The organism is Intestinimonas butyriciproducens, assembly GCF_016901775.1.
Lineage (GTDB): Bacteria > Bacillota > Clostridia > Oscillospirales > Butyricicoccaceae > Pseudobutyricicoccus.
Map to the genome: position 1 here is coordinate 75307 of NZ_JACJKW010000001.1, position 15276 is coordinate 90582.

A 15276-nucleotide genomic window follows, 5' to 3' on the forward strand; every position below is an offset into this window, starting at 1 on the left:
TTTCTTCACACTTTCCGAAAAAAAATGAAGTTTCCTCCCCTTTTCCCTTTCTTTACAAAGGCCTTGGGGGTATGATAAGATATCCCTAGACTCCCTCCTCCCCGCCGGAGGATATGAGAGGAGACGATCTTCATGCGATTGGTACATAAATACGGCGGCAGCAGTGTGGCCACCCCTGAAAAGATCATGGCCATCGCCCGCCGTCTGGCCCAGCTGAAAAAAGAGGGCACCGACCTGGTTGTGGTGTGCTCGGCCATGGGCAAGACCACAAACGGCCTGATCGCCCTGGCCCGGCAGGTCAATCCCTCCCCCTCCAAACGGGAACTGGATGCCTTGCTGTCCACCGGAGAGATCCAGACGGTAAGCCTGATGGCCATGGCCCTCCAGGCCCTGGGGGTGGATGCCATCTCCATGACCGGTTTTCAATCGGGCTTTATCACAAATGCCGTCCATTCCAAGGCATTTATCAAGGAAATCAACACCCAGCGGGTGGAGCAATATCTGGACGAAGGCAAAATCGTGGTGGTGGCCGGTTTTCAGGGCATCACCGAGGACGGCCACATCACCACCCTGGGTCGGGGCGGCAGCGATACTACCGCGGTTGCCATTGCCGCCAAACTGGACTGCCCCTGTGAAATCTACACCGATGTGGATGCCGTCTACCGGGTGGACCCCCGCATCTATCCCGACGCCAAACCCCTCAGCCGCATTTCCTATGAAGAAATGATGGAAATGGCCGCCCTGGGCGCCGGCGTGCTGGAGACCCGCAGCGTGGAACTGGCCAAAAAATACGGTGTGGAGCTCTATCTGGGCCGCACACTGGAAGAGGGAAAGAAAGGAACCACCGTTATGAGCCAGCAGGTATTTTTCGAAGAGATGCCGGTGACCGGCATCAGCATCAAGGAACACTGTGCCATCGTCACTTTCCGGCATATGGATTACAACGCCGGCACAGCGGCCTCCATCTTCCGTCTCATCAGCCGGAACAACATCAACCTGGACATGATCAACCAAACCATTCTGGACGGCAAGGTGGCCTTCTCCTTCAGCTGCAGCGACGAGCAAGCCGCCGAGCTGGAAGAAGCCCTGGGCCGTGAGCCGGAAGAAAAAGCCCTGGTTCTGGATATCCGCCGGGATCTGACCCAGCTGTCCCTGGTGGGCGTGGGCATGGCCACCCACACAGGCGTGGCCACCCGTGTCTTTGACACCCTGGCCCAAAGCGGCATCCCCTATTACCAGATCACCACCTCGGAAATCTCCATCTCCTTCACCATCGACAAGGAGAACAAGGAGCAGGCGGTGACCGCCCTGGCAAAGGAATTTGACCTGTAAGCCTCAGGGGGAGCATTTTCCCTTTTCCCAGCTATATTGAAAGCAGAAACCTTATCTCCATCGGATCGATGAAAGGAGACCGATCATATGTCCCAACCCCTGCGCACTTTCAGCGGCTCCCTGGTGGCCCTGGCCACCCCCTTTGGCGCTGACGGTCAGGTAGATTACCAGCAGCTGGAAGCCTTGGTGGAATTTCAGCTGAACCATCACACCGACGGCATTGTGGCATTGGGCACCACCGCCGAAACTCCCACTCTCTCCCAGGAGGAGAAAGACAAGATTGCCCAGACCGTCATCGGCAAAGTGGCCGGACGCATTCCGGTGATCGTGGGCGCCGGTTCCAACGACACCCTCCATGCCGCCGCCATGGCCCGCCGCTACGAAGCCATGGGCGCCGACGGCCTGCTGGTGGTCACCCCCTATTATAACAAAGCCAACAAAAGCGGTATGCTGGCCCATTTCCGCACCATTGCCGACGGGGTCAACATCCCCATCCTGCTTTACAATGTGCCCTCCCGCACCGGCTGCTCCATTCCCCTGGATGTGCTGGAGGAGCTGTCCCATCACAAAAACATCGTGGGTATCAAGGAAGCCAGCGGCGACATTGCCTATGTCACCGCCGCCGCCCGGCTTTTGAGCCAGGACTTCTGCATGCTTTCGGGTAACGACGATGAAGTGCTGCCCCTTTTGGCCCTGGGCGGCAGTGGCGTCATTTCGGTGCTGGCCAACATCGCCCCGGAGCAGACCCATGAACTGGTGTCCTCCTATCAGTCGGGAGACATCGCCCACGCCCGGGATGTGCAGCTGAAATACCTGGAGCTGATCCACGCCCTGTTTGCCGAGACCAGCCCTGCTCCCTTGAAAGAGGCCATGAACCTTCTGGGCATGAAGGTAGGCGCCTGCCGTCTGCCCTTGGGCCCTGTAAGTGAAGGCACCCGCCAGCGGCTGGAAAAAGCCCTGACCATTCTGAAATAACAAAAAGGAAGTCAAAAAAGATGGAACAGAAAAAAATCGCTCTGGTGGGCTATGGAGCCATGGGCAAGCGCATTGCCGCGGCCATCAAGGACCATGAGGGCTGGGAACTGCTGGGCGTCATCGATCCGCTGAACGAGGAATGTTTTTCCTCCCTTTCCCTGCTGCCGGAAAAGCCCCATGTGGTCATTGATTTTTCCCATCCGGCCAATCTGGAAATGATTCTTTCTTACTGCCGGGAGCAGGAAGTGCCCTGCGTATTGTCCACCACCGGCTTTTCCCCGGCTCAGGAAGCCATGTGCCGGGAGCTTTCTGCCTATACGCCGGTGGTGCGCACCCAGAATACCTCCCTGGGCATCAACATCATGGAGGAAATTCTGCGCACCATCACCCCTGTTCTGAAGGATCGGTTTGACATCGAGATCATCGAAAAGCACCACAACAAAAAAATCGATGCCCCCAGCGGCACTGCCAAAATGCTGGCCCGGGCCATTGAGGAAAGCGGCGACTTTCCGGAGGTCCACGGCCGGGACGGCGTCTGCCCCCGGCAAAAGGGAGAGATCGGCATCCATGCCATCCGGGGCGGCACCATTGTGGGAGAGCACACCGTGCTCTTTGCCGGAGACGATGAACTGATCGAGATCAAACACACCGCCCTTTCCAAGCAGGTCTTTGTGGCTGGAGCCATCAAGGCCGCTGAGTTTGCACTGTCGGCCCCCAAGGGCTTTTATTCCATGGGGGACGCTCTGTTCCCCCACAACGCTCACTGAGGAGGAACGCTATGAACACCCAGGAAATCATCGACCGCATCCACACAGCCAAGAAAAAGACCCCGGTGAAGGTCTATCTTCAGGTGAAAGAGCCGGTACAGTTCCCCGAAAGCTGCAAGGTTTTCGGCGAGGGCTCTGTTCAGGTAGTCTTTGGCGAATGGGCGGACATCGCCCCGGTGCTGGAGAGCAACAAAGACCGCATTATCCAGAGCGAAGTGGAGAATGACCGGCGCAACAGTGCCATTCCCCTGCTGGATATGAAAAACATCAATGCCCGCATTGAGCCGGGCGTCACCATCCGGGAATGTGTGGAGATCGGCGACAATGCCGTTATTATGATGGGCGCCGTCATCAACATCGGCGCCGTGATCGGCGAAGGCACCATGATCGATATGGGATGCGTGCTGGGCGGCCGGGCCACCGTGGGCAAAAACTGCCACATCGGCGCAGGCACTGTGCTGGCCGGCGTGGTGGAACCTGCCAGCGCTCAGCCGGTAGTGATTGAGGACGATGTGGTCATCGGCGCCAACGCCGTGGTGCTGGAAGGCTGCCGGGTTGGCAAAGGAGCCGTGGTAGCTGCCGGTGCTGTGGTCATCAGCGATGTGCCCGCCGGTGCTGTGGTGGCCGGTATCCCCGCCAAGATCATCAAGGAAAAAGATGAGCGCACCCAGTCCAAAACCGCTTTGGTGGATGCTCTGCGCAGCCTGTAATATAGTTTTTATCAAAAACTCGCGTCTGCAACTTATGCAGACGCGATTTTTTTGTCCCTTTCTCTTGTGCCGGGAACCAATTTATAGTAGAATGAACCGGTTCGCCACTTCACTTTCAGAAAGGAGGGGCGCTCTGTGAAGCATCACCCTTGCAAGCGGATCCAATGTTGGCACAATACCCGGTTTCCCCGCAGACCGCCCCCGGACTGCCCTTTTCTCCATTTTTAACAGATAAAAAATAAGAAAAGGATGTTTGATTTATGAATTGGTTTGTTCTGGCGCTCATCGCCATTTTGTTCTGGAGCGGTTCCGATCTTTTTTCCAAAATGGGTTCCAAATCCGATGATATCTACAGCCACTGGAAAATGGTCATGGCCGTGGGTACAGTCATGGGTATCCATGCCATTTATCTCATTGCAGCCGGCACCCCCTTCTCTTTTGTGGACATCATCACCTATCTCCCCGCTTCTTTCCTCTACATCCTGGCCATGATCCTGGGTTATGCGGGCCTGCGGTATATCGAGCTGTCCATTTCTTCCCCGGTGTGCAACTCTTCCGGTGCAGTGGCCGCTCTTCTGTGCTTCTTTATCCTGGGGGACACCATGGGCGCCATGCAGTTTTTCGGCGTGGCTCTGGTGTGCATCGGCGTTTTTGCCCTGTCTGTCATTGAAAAGAAGAAAGACGACACCATCCGCCTGCAAAGCGGCCTTGCGGCAGATAAAAAGTACACCCGCAGCGTGCTGGCCATTGTCTTCCCCCTGCTTTATTGCCTGATCGATGGTCTGGGCACCTTTGCCGACGCTTTGCTGCTGGACCGGGCCATTGCGGAAGCCCAGGCCAACATCGCCTATGAACTGACCTTCCTGTTCATGGCGGTATGTGCCTTCATCTATGTGGTGATCATCAAAAAGCAAAAGATCACCCTTTCCAAGGAAAAACCCAAAATGGTTGCCGCCCTGTGTGAAACCGCCGGTCAGTTTGCCTATGTGTTCGCCATCGGCGCCAACGCCATCGTGGCCGCGCCCATGATCTCTTCTTATTGCATCGCCTCCCTGTTGTGGAGCCGTCTGCTGCTGAAAGAAAAATTGTCCAAGGCTCAATACCTGGTCATCGCCATTGCGGCGGTGGGCATCGTCATCCTGGGTCAGGAATAATCAAAAAAGCGCCGCTGTGCGGCGCTTTTTCTATTATAACACCATCCAAAGAAGCAGCAACATTCCAAGAGCGCAGAACACAAAACCTGCTTTTTGCAAGAAAGAACCTGCTTTTTCGCCATAGGCGGCCGGGCAAAAGTGCAGCAGATCCCACAGCGTCCACACTTTGGCGGGAACGATCACCAGGATCAGACCACACCCCAATGCCAAGGCGCTCAGAGGCCACAGAACCAGCCGGGGCCTTGTGCGGGCGTCCTGCTGAATTTCAATGGAAAAATCCGCCTGATAGCTTTCTCCCTGCTGCAGCAGTACCCCATTGGCATCTCCCAAAGGCAAATTGGAACCATCGGTGACCACATGACAGCGAAAACGCACAGCCCCTTTTTCAAAAAGGAAGGAATCGGTGGCGCTTTTCTGAATTTCCTTGGCCACCGGACGTACCCACAAAGCCAGCGGATCGGCCCTTTTCTGAGCCCCTTCCACGGCCAGGCTGGAAAGCACCATGATCTCCCGGCCAGTGGCGGCCACGCCGATCCCTTCTTCCCACATAGAAAAAGCGATCCCTGTGAGCACGCCATTTTTTACGGTATATGCAAGCTCAGGGCGGGGAACCCGGCTTCCCTCGGGGGAATAGTCCACAGCAATGTTCTCCCACCGGCCCTGGGCGTTCAGCTGCCGCCCGTAGTCCATATCCAGGTACTGAGCCAACGCATTGTAATTTTCCGCAAAATCTTCCACCGTAAGGGGCAGGCCATTGGGGACCCGCATCCCCTGCCGCTGGGCGGTGACATTGATCAATGCCATGATCAGCCCGCAGGCCACAAAAACAATCCCCCGTACCCTTTCCTTATCCTCCCGGAGGAAAAGGATGTTTTCCTCTTCCCAGGGCTGCTTTTCCAGATTTCTTCCCCGGCGGAAACTGCACCACGAACACCATAAACTCACCAAAGGCAGGTTCAGCCCCTGGCCATAAAACAAGACCTTCCATGTACGGTGCAAAGCCTGTCCATAGGAGAGGTATCCTCCTTCTTCCCCCTGGATGTGCAGCCCCAGAATGGCTTTGCCCGGTGTCGTCCCCCATAGATGAAGGCACAGCGGCTCCCAAAATAGCAGGGTGAGCGCAGACAAGCAGGAAAAGAGATACCAATGTATCCCCTCCCAGGAAAAAACATCGATTTTCAAAACCAAAGCAAACAGCAATTCCCAGGGCAGAGAGCAAAGTCCGGTGTCCAGTCCCCGGGCCAGATACCGGCGTACAGGAGAAAACACCGGATCCGGTCTGTCCTTGCGGAGGGTTTCCTCCGGCTCTTCCAGTTGGGCCAGATACCGGGGCGCATCCAGATCGGCAAAAGAAATGCCCGTTTCCTCAATGCTGCGGCACACCTCCCTGGCCCGGGCCAGCGTCTGTTCCCGGCTTTCCAAACGGCGCACATTCTCTTTCAGTGCCTGGGATAAAGACCGCGCTCCCCCTTTGATCTCACCGATCTCCTCCAGGGATACTCCCAATGCCCGCAGCAATTTGATCCGCAGCAGCTGCTGCACATCCTCCTGGGAATATTCCCGGTAGCCGTTTTCCCGCCGCCGGGGAGAAATCAGCCCCTGCTGTTCATAAAACCGAAGGGTGGCCCGCTCCATATTGCAGAGTTTTTCCACTTCTTTGATGGTCATATTTCCTGCCTCCTTCCCCTTTTGAGGCCAGTATAAAGGATAAAGCCCCTTGACAGTCAAGGGGCTTTATCCTCAAAATCTGGTTTTACACCAGTTTTGCCTTTTCCAGAATGGCATCCACCTGTTTTTGCTGTTCCTCGGTCAAAGGCAGCAGGGGCGGGCAAGGCTCTCCCCCCTGGTATCCCAACCGATTGCAGGCATACTTCAAAGCAGGAACTCCCAGCTTGCCAGTGACGCAGGCATTCACCGGGAACATCCTCTTATAAAGTTCCAGGGATGCGGCATAGTCTCCCGCTTCAAAAAGACGCTGCACCTCCACGCACTCCTGGGGACAGCAGTTGGCCAGAGCCATCACCGACCCCTTTACCCCGATGGCCAGAGCCGGATACCAGGCCGAAGCAGTACCCACCAGCAAATTGAATTCCGGGTCCAGCCCCTGGGTCATAAAGGAGATCAGCTGAGCAATATTTCCCGAACTGTCCTTCATGCCGATGATGTTGGGATGATGGGACAGAATGGAAGCCGCCCGGGGAGAAATATTCACATGGGTGAACTTGGTCACATTGTAGATCAGAATGGGAATGGGGCTTTCATCGGCCACCTTGGTGAAATAGGCGATGAGGGCTTCATCCCCCATCTGATCCCCATAATAATTGGGGGTGAGGACCAAGGCGCACTGGGCCCCGGCCTGGGCGGCCTTCTTGGTCAGACGGATAGTGGCCTGGGTGTTTTCCAGCCCGGTTCCCGCCATAAGCAATTTGCCCGGGGCTTTGTGCTGAGCCGCAATGCGGATAAGCTCCAGTTTATCTTCCTCTTCCAGATAGGGGGTTTCCCCGTTGGAGCCCAGCACCAGATACCCGGCAACGCCGGTACCGTTCCATTGTTCAATGTTCTGGCGGAAGGCTTCAAAATCCACCTTGCCTTCCTTGGTGAATGGCGTGATCACCGGGGGCAGTACACCGTGAATTTCAAAAAACTTACTGGACATGGTTTCTCCTCCCTTTGTTTTTTGGGCAGTTTTTCTAAAATTCATGGTAGCATCTCCCCGCTCTTTCGTCAAGATGAAAGAAGGAGGAGCAGTTGCTCCTCCTTTTCCCATGTCGAAAAAGTGGCAAAGCCGCTTTTTCGAGTTTTTGCAAGGGGCTGCGTGCAGCCATTGGGCCACACTTGCCCCTTGAGAAGTGTAAAAACCGACGCACAGGTCGCCGGTTTTTACAAATTAGTGAGGGGTAGAACGAACAATCCCTTCTAGCCAGATAAATTTTTTGCCAGTCCGGAAGAAGACACAGTTACACTTTCTTTTCTCTTATTTCTGTTGGGCCGACAGGGCATCTACCGACAGAAGCGCTTGCTCCAGATTCTTCGGGCTGATTTCCCAGGCCATATTGTGGATGGACTCGCCAGGGGCACAGGCCTTTTCAGCAGCGATGATCACCCGGCTTTTGTCAGTGATCCCCATTTCTTCCAGGGTCACAGGCAATCCCACCGAGCGGCAGAAGCGATGCACCTGCCAGAATTCTTCTGTGGGGCCATCCTCCAACAGCAACTGGGCCAGAGTGCCATAAGCCACCACTTCTCCATGCATGGCGGTGAGTTCTTCCAGAGCGGTAAAACCGTTGTACACCGAATGGGCCACCGCCAGACCGCCGTTGTCAGCGCCTACACCGCTGAGATAGGTATTGGCTTCCACAATGGCCTCCACCGCCGGAGTCAGCAGGCCTTGCTGAGCATCCACCTTAGCCAGAAGCCCCTTATCCTGCAAAGTATCCCAGCACAACCGGCACAGTGCCATGGCCGAGCGGGTTATGCCGCCATTTTCCAGGCTGGGCGCATGATTCCTCTCGCAGACCCGGGCCTCGAAGAAGGTGCCCAGGGCATCTCCCATGCCGGAAACCAAAAACCGTATCGGAGCCTTGGCGATGATGGAAGTATCTACAACCACCACATCCGGGTTCCGGGGATAGAACAGATAACTGTCAAAGGTACCATCGTCCTGATAGATCACCGAAAGACCGGTGCAGGGAGCATCGGTGGCGCAAACGGTGGGGATGATGACCACCGGCTTATGCTGATAGTAGGCCGTGGCCTTGGCGGTATCAATGGCGCTGCCGCCGCCTACACCGCAGACCACATCGATTCCCTTTTCCTGAACCAGATGGCCCATTTTCTCGATTTCCCCACGGGAGCTGATGCCGCCGAAGGTCTCAAAATAAATCTGGGCTTCCGAGGAGGCAAAGCTCCGACGGATTTTATCCTCCGTGGCTTTTCGTCCACTTCCGCTGCAGATAAACAGGAAGCTCTTTCCCAAATCCTCTACATTCTGACGCAGTTCCAGCAATGCGTCCTCGCCCTGCACATATTTGGCGGGGGCCCGCATGAGTTTCAGCATAAGAATCACTCCTTTGCCCCCTATTGTAGTCTCTTTTCTTCTGTTTTCAAGAAGCAGATTTCATAAAAAAACACAGGGATTTTGGTCAGTTTGTCAAAAGTTTAACATGGACCTGTTCCCTGTGTTTGATTGGCTTTCCCGTGCTTACATTCCGTATTTGCGCAGGAAGGGAATATGACTCATGATCCATGCTGCAACGAAGCTGAAAAGGAATACCAAAGCGGTAGCCACCGGCACGGCCGCCAGCGGTGTCCAGGTGACGGCATTCAATCCCAGGGCCACCAGGCGGCTGTTGAAAAAGGCGTGGACCAGGTACATCCCAAAGGACAACCGGGAAACCTTCAAACAAAAAGCCAGTCCCCATTTTCCCAGACGGGTTCCGTGGCAATGCTCTTTGAAAAAGAGGAAAAGCCCCACCGACATCATGGCCACATTGGGGGTGAGATAGAGAAACCAGGTCTCATTGGGAGCATTCCATTCCAGGCTGGCCACCACCGTCATGCCCCAGGTCCACACCACCCCCAGGATCCCGGCGGCATAGATGAGCTTTTTCACTTTCGGCGTAAAGTCATAGGTCCTGAAGTAATACCCGGCCACATAATAGCCGATATATCCCCCCAGCGCCTTCAGGTCCAGCCGGTACACCACGCCGCTGACCACCTGCCCTGCCTGAGTGCTGTTGAACGCAGGCAGAAAAAGAGTAAAAACAAAATAAAGCAGCAAAAAATACTCCAGATCCCGCCGGCTGGCCCCTTTGATCAAGAGGCGTAGAATGGGAGTGATGAGATACAGGCCCATGATCATATAGAGAAACCACAAATGATAATGACCAAAAGCGATGTTGGTGATGATCTGCCCCAGGGAATCAGGCGTACCGGCCCGGCTGTTGAAAAAGGCGGTATACAGAGCATAGAAGGTGGACCAGATCAAAAAAGCGGCGGCAATGCGGGGCAGATTTTTGCGGAAAATGCTTTGATAGGTCACATTCCGCTGAGGGTCCAAAAAAAACATACCGCTGAGCATGACAAATACCGGCACACACCAGCGCACCAGGCTGTCAAACCCATTGAGGATCTGCCACTCTGTGCTGCGCACATCCATCCCCGGCCAGTTGTTCCCACACACATGAACCACGATCACCGCAACCATGGCCAGAGCCCGCAAAAGGTCGGCATAGAGCAGCCGGCCCTGAGTATTCTCTTTCATTCTTTCTTCCCCTTTGTCTGGAATAGGTTCAGTATAGCACATCTGCCGCCGGAGGAAAACCGGACATTGCCTGCGCAAATGGATTTTTTCTCCAAACACACCTGGGTTTTGTGAAAAAAATAGGGTAAAATTGCCCGTTTCCTCTTGCATTTTTGTAAAAACTGTGTAAAATGATTCATTATCCCCAAAGGATTTTATTTTATCCATTCAGGAGGTTATATAGATGAAAAACGGCGAACTGATCGGCGAGATGATCGCCTGGGAGGAAGGCTCCCCCAAGCGGATCAATCATTTTCTGAAGGTCTATGGCTTTGCCAAGGCCATCGCTTCCCGGGAGCAGCTCAGCTCCACCACCATGAACATTGTGGAAACCGCCGCCATTCTCCACGATATCGGCATCAAGCCCTGTCTGGAAAAGTACGGCTCCTGCCAGGGCAAGCAGCAGGAAGAAGAGGGCGAAAAGGCCTGCCGGGCTCTGATGGAAAAATGTGGCTATGCCGACAAGGAGTTTGTAGACCGGATCTGCTGGCTGGTGGCCCATCACCACAGCTACGACAATATCCAGGACATCGATTTGCAGATCCTCATTGAGGCTGATTTCCTGGTGAATCTGGATGAAAAACAGGCCGATCTGGCCACCATTGAAAAGGTGCAGGAAGACCATTTCAAAACAACCACCGGAAAGAAGTTCCTCCGGCAGCTGCTTCTCAGCAAATAATCATGTGAAATTATCAAAAAAGGCTTCGGCAAAACCGAAGCCTTTTTTATTTTTTCTTTTCTTCCGCTTCTTTTTTTAAAATACGGAAATCTTCCACCACTTGGCGTAAATGCGTTACTACCCCCGGGGGAAGTCCGCTGACATCAATAAACTCTTCTTTTTCCAGTCCCAGCAAATAGTCAGTAGAAACCGAGAAAATATCTGCCAGTTTTTTCAGCATCTCAATAGACGGCTGGATATTATCATTTTCCCAATTAGAAACACTTTGCTTAGTCACACCTAAGCGCCTGGCCAATTCCACCTGACTCATTCCTCGGACCAACCGCAATGTGCGAATCTGATGGTTTAACATGAGAATCCCTCTAGTCAAATATTAGAATACTATTATATCAATATTGGTTGACAAAATAAAAATACTGTGGTATTTTTATTTTGTACCAGAGGTGGCCTTTATGCTCCAATTTTCTTGGAAAACAGTCAGAAATCATCTTATTTTTTTGAGCATATTGGGTTTATTGTGTATCTGGGGATGTCCCCTGCGCAGACTAACGGGAATTTCTTGTCCTGGCTGTGGTTTAACCCGGGCATGGCTTTCTTTTTTGAAGGGACAATGGAACCTAGCAATCTCCTATCACCTCTTCTTTCTTCCCACACCTTTTTTTCTATTTTTATTTGCCCACAGTTCTTGTTATTTTGAAAAAAACTGTTCTTGGATACGCTCATCCTGTTTTTGCTTTTTTTCTTTGTTGTTCATTTATCATTTGTGCCGTTTGTGGCTTTTCCACATTTTATTGGAATAGGAGAGGATTTGAAATGACGCAGGACAAAGTAGACACCTACATCATGACCAATCAAAAGTACTTACCAGCAGAGAAAATCGTTTTTCTCAAGCAAAAACTTCTGGAAATAGACGAAACTAAGTTTTCCTTGGTCTCAGCTGTGGAAATGAAAGATCCCACCACCCTTTTGCTGGTATCCATTTTTCTGGGCACTTTGGGAATTGATCGCTTTATGCTGGGAGAAACCGGTATGGGTATTTTGAAACTCCTTACCGTGGGCCTGTGCGGTGTATTGACCATTATCGATTGGTTTACCATCCAGAAAAAAACCCGGGATCTGAACTTCAATAACCTGATGTTAGTTTTATAATAAGAATTACAGCGTAAATAAAAAAGGCTTCGGCAAAACCGAAGCCTTTTTATTTTTGTTCTTCCAGGCCGCAGCACTCCTGCAGCGCATCGATGAATTTCTGCGCCGCCTTGGAAAAGACCTGATACCTCTTCCAGATGATGGACGCTGCTCCTTCCATCCGGGGATGCAGGGGGCGAAAACACAATTTACTGTCGCCGCTTACATTGATCAGCTTATCAAAGCACAATGCATACCCCAGTCCCTCTTCCACCAGCAGCGAAGCATTGAACACCAGGTTATAAGTGGCTACCACAGACAGTTCTTCGATATCCCTCCCCATCCACCGGGCCATGGGCCAGTGGTCGCTTTCCTGGGCCGAGAGGATCAGCGGCTTATCCCAAAGATCCTGAGGGGTGATGTGCTCTTTTTGCGCCAGGGGGGAATCCCGGCGCATGAGAACACCCCATGTATCCCGGACAGGCAGTTTGATGGCCTGATATCTCCCGGTGTCCACCGGCCCATAAATGACCCCGAAATCAATCAGACCTCTGTCCAGGTATTCCTTTACAAAAACGGCATTTCCGCTTCGGATGTGATAGTGGATACCAGGATATTGCTTTTGCAGGCAACAGGCCGCCCTGGCAAAAATACGGATGAGATCAGACTCCCCTGCACCGATATACACATCTCCCACAATCGTTTCATCGGAACAGGCAATTTCCCGCTGTGTCATGTGCACCAGTTCCAGAATCTCTTCGGCCCGCTTACGCAGGATCATTCCTTCCTGGGTGAGCATCACTTTTCGGGAGCCTTTGCTTCCCCGGATAAGCAGCTGTTTGCCTACTTCCTCTTCCAGCGCCTTCAGCTGAGTGGATAACGTAGGCTGGGACAGGTGCAGGGAGCGGGCCGCAGCCGAAATGCTCTGCTCCCGGGCCACAGCCAAAAAATATTGCAGCACACGCAGTTCCATTCAATCCCCTCCATCCACAGAATAACAAATTTAGCTATAGGTTTCAACTATACTTTCCTATCATAAATAAGTATTTGATATATATTTGGCTGCGGATTATACTGAAATTAAAAATAAACAAATCGGGAAAAGAGGTTTTTTATGGATAAGCAAATGCTTCAGGGCAAAGTGGCCATCATCACCGGGGCCAGCTATGGCATGGGCCAGACCATGGCCGAGCTTTTCGCTGAGGAAGGAGCGGCCGTCGTCCTCACTGCCCGGGGACAGGAAAAACTGGACCAGGTGGTGGAAGACATCCGGGCCAAAGGCGGCCGGGCCATCGGCGTAACAGCCGATGTGTGCTCCTCTGAGGACACCAAGCGGGTTTTTGAAACGGCGCTGGAGACCTTTGGCGATGTGGATATTCTCATCAACAACGCCGGCATCGGCGAACAAAAGATCATCGACGAAACCGATGATGATTGGATGCTCTATGTGATGAATACCAATCTGGGCGGACCGATGCGTTATATCCGGGAAGCACTGAAAATCTTCCTTCCCAAAAACGACGGCGTGATCATCAACATCTCTTCGGTCAATGGCACCCGTCCCTTCTGCGGCGCCACCTATACTTCCACCAAGGGCGCCCTGAACACCCTGACCAAAAATGTAGCCATGCGCCTGATCGACACCAACATCCGCTGCAATGCTGTAGCTCCTGGCGCTACCGTTACTCCTGCCCATGTAGCCAACAAGGCCGGCCAGCAGCCAGGCGGCGCCAAAATGCTGGAGCACAGCGGCCATTTCGTCTATTTCCCCGGTCCGGAATGCGATCCCATGGACCAGGCTTATGCCTGTCTGTTCCTGGCCAGCAAAATGGGCCGCCATGTAAAAGGCCAGGTCATTCAGGTGTGCAACGGCGCCTTCCTTTAATAAAATACACCCGGCCAGACAACTGCGGAACAAAAAGGAGGAGATTGCACCGATGAAAGCTCTCACTTCTATGCTGTTATGGTTTTTTCTGCTGCCCTGCATGGTCTCCTGCACCAAGCCCGCCGAAACTCCACCGGATCCCACTCCCCCTTCCCAGACCACGCAGCCGGAACAAGATCCCCAGGAACCTGAACAGGAGGAACCTTCCATGCAAAATAATTTCTATATCACCGCCGGCGGACAGACCTTCACCGCCCGCTTTGAAAACAATTCCAGCGCCGATGCCCTGCGCCAGCTTCTCTCCCAGGGAGATCTCACTGTGGATATGAGCGACTACGGCGATTTTGAAAAGGTGGGAAATCTGGGACAAAGCCTTCCCACAAACGATCAGTCCATCACCACCCAGCCAGGGGATGTGATTCTCTATCAGGGCAACTCCATCACCATTTATTACGGCACCAACACCTGGAGCTTTACCCGCCTGGGAAAGATTGAAAACGCCACCCGTGAGGGACTTCTGCAGGCATTGGGCGAAGGAGATGTGCAAGTGACCTTTTCTCTCACTCCGGCGCAAAACTGACCACTGTAAGGAGGATGCTGCTCTATGATTAAGCAAACAGCAGGCCGGGACGGTCTGGGAGATCTGGCTCCCAAATTCGCCCAGCTCAATGACGATGTGCTCTTTGGCCAGGTATGGTCCCGGGAAGATCGGCTCTCCCTGCGGGATCGGTCCATGATCACTGTGGTGGCCCTGGTCTCCAAGGGAATCACCGACAATTCTTTGAAATACCACATCCAAAACGCCAAAAATCATGGTGTGACCAAAACCGAAATGGTGGAGATCATCACCCATATCGCCTTTTATGTGGGCTGGCCCAATGCCTGGGCGGTATTTCCCATGGTGCGGGAGGTTTATGCCCAGGATACCGAAAACGCCAAAGAGCCTTTGTTCGGCCTGGGACAGCCCAACGACGCCTATGCCGCCTATTTTACAGGCCAAAGCTATCTCAACCCTCTCACCACCCAGGGCATCACGGTATGCAATGTGACCTTTGAGCCCCGCTGCCGCAACAACTGGCACATCCACCATGGAGGCGGCCAGATCCTGCTGTGCACCGACGGCGAGGGCTGGTATCAGCAATGGGGACAGCCGGCCCGCAGCCTGCATCCCGGGGATGTGGTGTATATTCCCCCGGAAGTAAAGCACTGGCACGGCGCCGCCGAGGACTGGTTTTCCCATGCGGCCATAGAGATCCCTGCCCCGGATGCCTCCAATGAATGGTTGGAACCGGTGAGCGACGAAGAATACAACGCACTGACACGGATACAGACGGAGGAATAACA

At 53.5% G+C, this 15276-nt stretch carries 17 protein-coding genes; 11 read left to right on the forward strand and 6 right to left on the reverse strand.

The genetic code is table 11. The features are described 5' to 3' along the window. Nucleotides 1-132: 132 nt before the first annotated feature. From H6A25_RS00425 to H6A25_RS00445, 5 genes are all read left to right on the forward strand, one after another. The gene (locus H6A25_RS00425; RefSeq protein WP_204750053.1) at nt 133-1332 is read left to right on the forward strand and encodes an aspartate kinase; all 1200 of its coding nucleotides are present in this window, start codon (nt 133-135) and stop codon (nt 1330-1332) included. 87 nt (nt 1333-1419) lie between these two features. Then, nucleotides 1420-2307, forward strand: a complete 888-nt coding sequence (dapA, locus tag H6A25_RS00430) for a 4-hydroxy-tetrahydrodipicolinate synthase (protein ID WP_204750054.1) — start codon at nt 1420-1422, stop codon at nt 2305-2307. Nucleotides 2308-2327: 20 nt separating this feature from the next. Further along, nucleotides 2328-3074, forward strand: coding sequence for a 4-hydroxy-tetrahydrodipicolinate reductase (dapB, locus tag H6A25_RS00435; protein ID WP_204750055.1), 747 nt, complete (start codon nt 2328-2330; stop codon nt 3072-3074). Beyond that, entirely contained in the window at nt 3071-3784 is a 714-nt protein-coding gene (gene dapD / locus H6A25_RS00440; RefSeq protein ID WP_430651150.1) for a 2,3,4,5-tetrahydropyridine-2,6-dicarboxylate N-acetyltransferase, read from the forward strand. Before dapB ends, dapD begins: the two co-directional genes overlap by 4 nt. Nucleotides 3785-4044: 260 nt before the next feature. Further along, the gene (locus tag H6A25_RS00445; RefSeq protein WP_204750057.1) at nt 4045-4938 is read left to right on the forward strand and encodes an EamA family transporter; all 894 of its coding nucleotides are present in this window, start codon (nt 4045-4047) and stop codon (nt 4936-4938) included. Nucleotides 4939-4971: 33 nt separating this feature from the next. Here the strand turns inward: H6A25_RS00445 and H6A25_RS00450 are convergent, their stop codons facing one another. From H6A25_RS00450 to H6A25_RS00465, 4 genes are all read right to left on the reverse strand, one after another. Then, nucleotides 4972-6606 (reverse strand): MerR family transcriptional regulator, encoded by a 1635-nt coding sequence (locus H6A25_RS00450; RefSeq protein ID WP_204750058.1) that lies wholly within the window; start codon nt 6604-6606, stop codon nt 4972-4974. Between the two features lie 85 nt (nt 6607-6691). Continuing rightward, on the reverse strand, nt 6692-7594 hold the full coding sequence (locus H6A25_RS00455; protein ID WP_204750059.1) for a dihydrodipicolinate synthase family protein: 903 nt from the start codon (nt 7592-7594) through the stop codon (nt 6692-6694). A 318-nt stretch (nt 7595-7912) separates the two neighbouring features. Next, the gene (locus H6A25_RS00460; protein ID WP_207750782.1) at nt 7913-8995 is read right to left on the reverse strand and encodes a glycerol dehydrogenase; all 1083 of its coding nucleotides are present in this window, start codon (nt 8993-8995) and stop codon (nt 7913-7915) included. 144 nt (nt 8996-9139) lie between these two features. Continuing rightward, the gene (locus H6A25_RS00465) at nt 9140-10201 is read right to left on the reverse strand and encodes an acyltransferase (protein WP_204750060.1); all 1062 of its coding nucleotides are present in this window, start codon (nt 10199-10201) and stop codon (nt 9140-9142) included. A gap of 223 nt (nt 10202-10424) precedes the next feature. On the opposite strand from H6A25_RS00465, the gene H6A25_RS00470 reads away from it, so the two are divergent. Further along, a complete protein-coding gene (locus H6A25_RS00470) occupies nt 10425-10919 on the forward strand; it encodes an HD domain-containing protein (protein ID WP_204750061.1) in 495 nt (164 codons plus the stop codon). A gap of 46 nt (nt 10920-10965) precedes the next feature. Here H6A25_RS00470 and H6A25_RS00475 read toward each other — a convergent pair whose 3' ends face one another. Continuing rightward, nucleotides 10966-11271 carry a helix-turn-helix domain-containing protein gene (locus H6A25_RS00475; RefSeq protein WP_204750062.1) on the reverse strand — a complete coding sequence of 102 codons (306 nt, stop codon included), beginning with the start codon at nt 11269-11271 and terminating at the stop codon, nt 10966-10968. A gap of 100 nt (nt 11272-11371) precedes the next feature. Here H6A25_RS00475 and H6A25_RS13130 point away from each other — a divergent pair, with 100 nt between their 5' ends. Beyond that, complete coding sequence (locus H6A25_RS13130; RefSeq protein ID WP_204750063.1) at nt 11372-11719, forward strand: DUF2752 domain-containing protein; 348 nt, start codon at nt 11372-11374, stop codon at nt 11717-11719. Nucleotides 11720-11732: 13 nt separating this feature from the next. Beyond that, entirely contained in the window at nt 11733-12068 is a 336-nt protein-coding gene (locus H6A25_RS12630; protein ID WP_243423107.1) for a TM2 domain-containing protein, read from the forward strand. A 49-nt stretch (nt 12069-12117) separates the two neighbouring features. Here the strand turns inward: H6A25_RS12630 and H6A25_RS00490 are convergent, their stop codons facing one another. Continuing rightward, nucleotides 12118-13020: a LysR family transcriptional regulator gene (locus tag H6A25_RS00490; protein ID WP_204750064.1), complete on the reverse strand. Its 903-nt coding sequence runs from the start codon at nt 13018-13020 to the stop codon at nt 12118-12120. 141 nt (nt 13021-13161) lie between these two features. Here H6A25_RS00490 and H6A25_RS00495 point away from each other — a divergent pair, with 141 nt between their 5' ends. Genes H6A25_RS00495 through H6A25_RS00505 form a run of 3 tightly spaced genes read left to right on the forward strand, consistent with a single transcriptional unit; the run spans nt 13162 to nt 15274 of the window. Continuing rightward, the gene (locus H6A25_RS00495) at nt 13162-13932 is read left to right on the forward strand and encodes an SDR family NAD(P)-dependent oxidoreductase (protein WP_204750065.1); all 771 of its coding nucleotides are present in this window, start codon (nt 13162-13164) and stop codon (nt 13930-13932) included. Nucleotides 13933-13984: 52 nt separating this feature from the next. Next, complete coding sequence (locus tag H6A25_RS00500; RefSeq protein WP_204750066.1) at nt 13985-14512, forward strand: cyclophilin-like fold protein; 528 nt, start codon at nt 13985-13987, stop codon at nt 14510-14512. A 24-nt stretch (nt 14513-14536) separates the two neighbouring features. Beyond that, entirely contained in the window at nt 14537-15274 is a 738-nt protein-coding gene (locus H6A25_RS00505; RefSeq protein ID WP_204750067.1) for a carboxymuconolactone decarboxylase family protein, read from the forward strand. Nucleotides 15275-15276 lie beyond the last annotated feature (2 nt).

Bases quoted from the DNA above. Each gene is read 5' to 3' on its own strand.
- H6A25_RS00465 (WP_204750060.1), bottom strand. From the start codon at position 10,201: ATGAAAGAGAATACTCAGGGCCGGCTGCTCTATGCCGACCTTTTGCGG.
- H6A25_RS00505 (WP_204750067.1), top strand. From the start codon at position 14,537: ATGATTAAGCAAACAGCAGGCCGGGACGGTCTGGGAGATCTGGCTCCC.
- H6A25_RS00500 (WP_204750066.1), top strand. From the start codon at position 13,985: ATGAAAGCTCTCACTTCTATGCTGTTATGGTTTTTTCTGCTGCCCTGC.
- H6A25_RS00460 (WP_207750782.1), bottom strand. From the start codon at position 8,995: ATGCTGAAACTCATGCGGGCCCCCGCCAAATATGTGCAGGGCGAGGAC.
- dapA (WP_204750054.1), top strand. From the start codon at position 1,420: ATGTCCCAACCCCTGCGCACTTTCAGCGGCTCCCTGGTGGCCCTGGCC.
- H6A25_RS00495 (WP_204750065.1), top strand. From the start codon at position 13,162: ATGGATAAGCAAATGCTTCAGGGCAAAGTGGCCATCATCACCGGGGCC.
- H6A25_RS00445 (WP_204750057.1), top strand. From the start codon at position 4,045: ATGAATTGGTTTGTTCTGGCGCTCATCGCCATTTTGTTCTGGAGCGGT.
- H6A25_RS00475 (WP_204750062.1), bottom strand. From the start codon at position 11,271: ATGTTAAACCATCAGATTCGCACATTGCGGTTGGTCCGAGGAATGAGT.
- H6A25_RS00425 (WP_204750053.1), top strand. From the start codon at position 133: ATGCGATTGGTACATAAATACGGCGGCAGCAGTGTGGCCACCCCTGAA.
- H6A25_RS00455 (WP_204750059.1), bottom strand. From the start codon at position 7,594: ATGTCCAGTAAGTTTTTTGAAATTCACGGTGTACTGCCCCCGGTGATC.
- H6A25_RS13130 (WP_204750063.1), top strand. From the start codon at position 11,372: ATGCTCCAATTTTCTTGGAAAACAGTCAGAAATCATCTTATTTTTTTG.
- H6A25_RS00450 (WP_204750058.1), bottom strand. From the start codon at position 6,606: ATGACCATCAAAGAAGTGGAAAAACTCTGCAATATGGAGCGGGCCACC.
- dapB (WP_204750055.1), top strand. From the start codon at position 2,328: ATGGAACAGAAAAAAATCGCTCTGGTGGGCTATGGAGCCATGGGCAAG.
- H6A25_RS00470 (WP_204750061.1), top strand. From the start codon at position 10,425: ATGAAAAACGGCGAACTGATCGGCGAGATGATCGCCTGGGAGGAAGGC.
- H6A25_RS12630 (WP_243423107.1), top strand. From the start codon at position 11,733: ATGACGCAGGACAAAGTAGACACCTACATCATGACCAATCAAAAGTAC.
- H6A25_RS00490 (WP_204750064.1), bottom strand. From the start codon at position 13,020: ATGGAACTGCGTGTGCTGCAATATTTTTTGGCTGTGGCCCGGGAGCAG.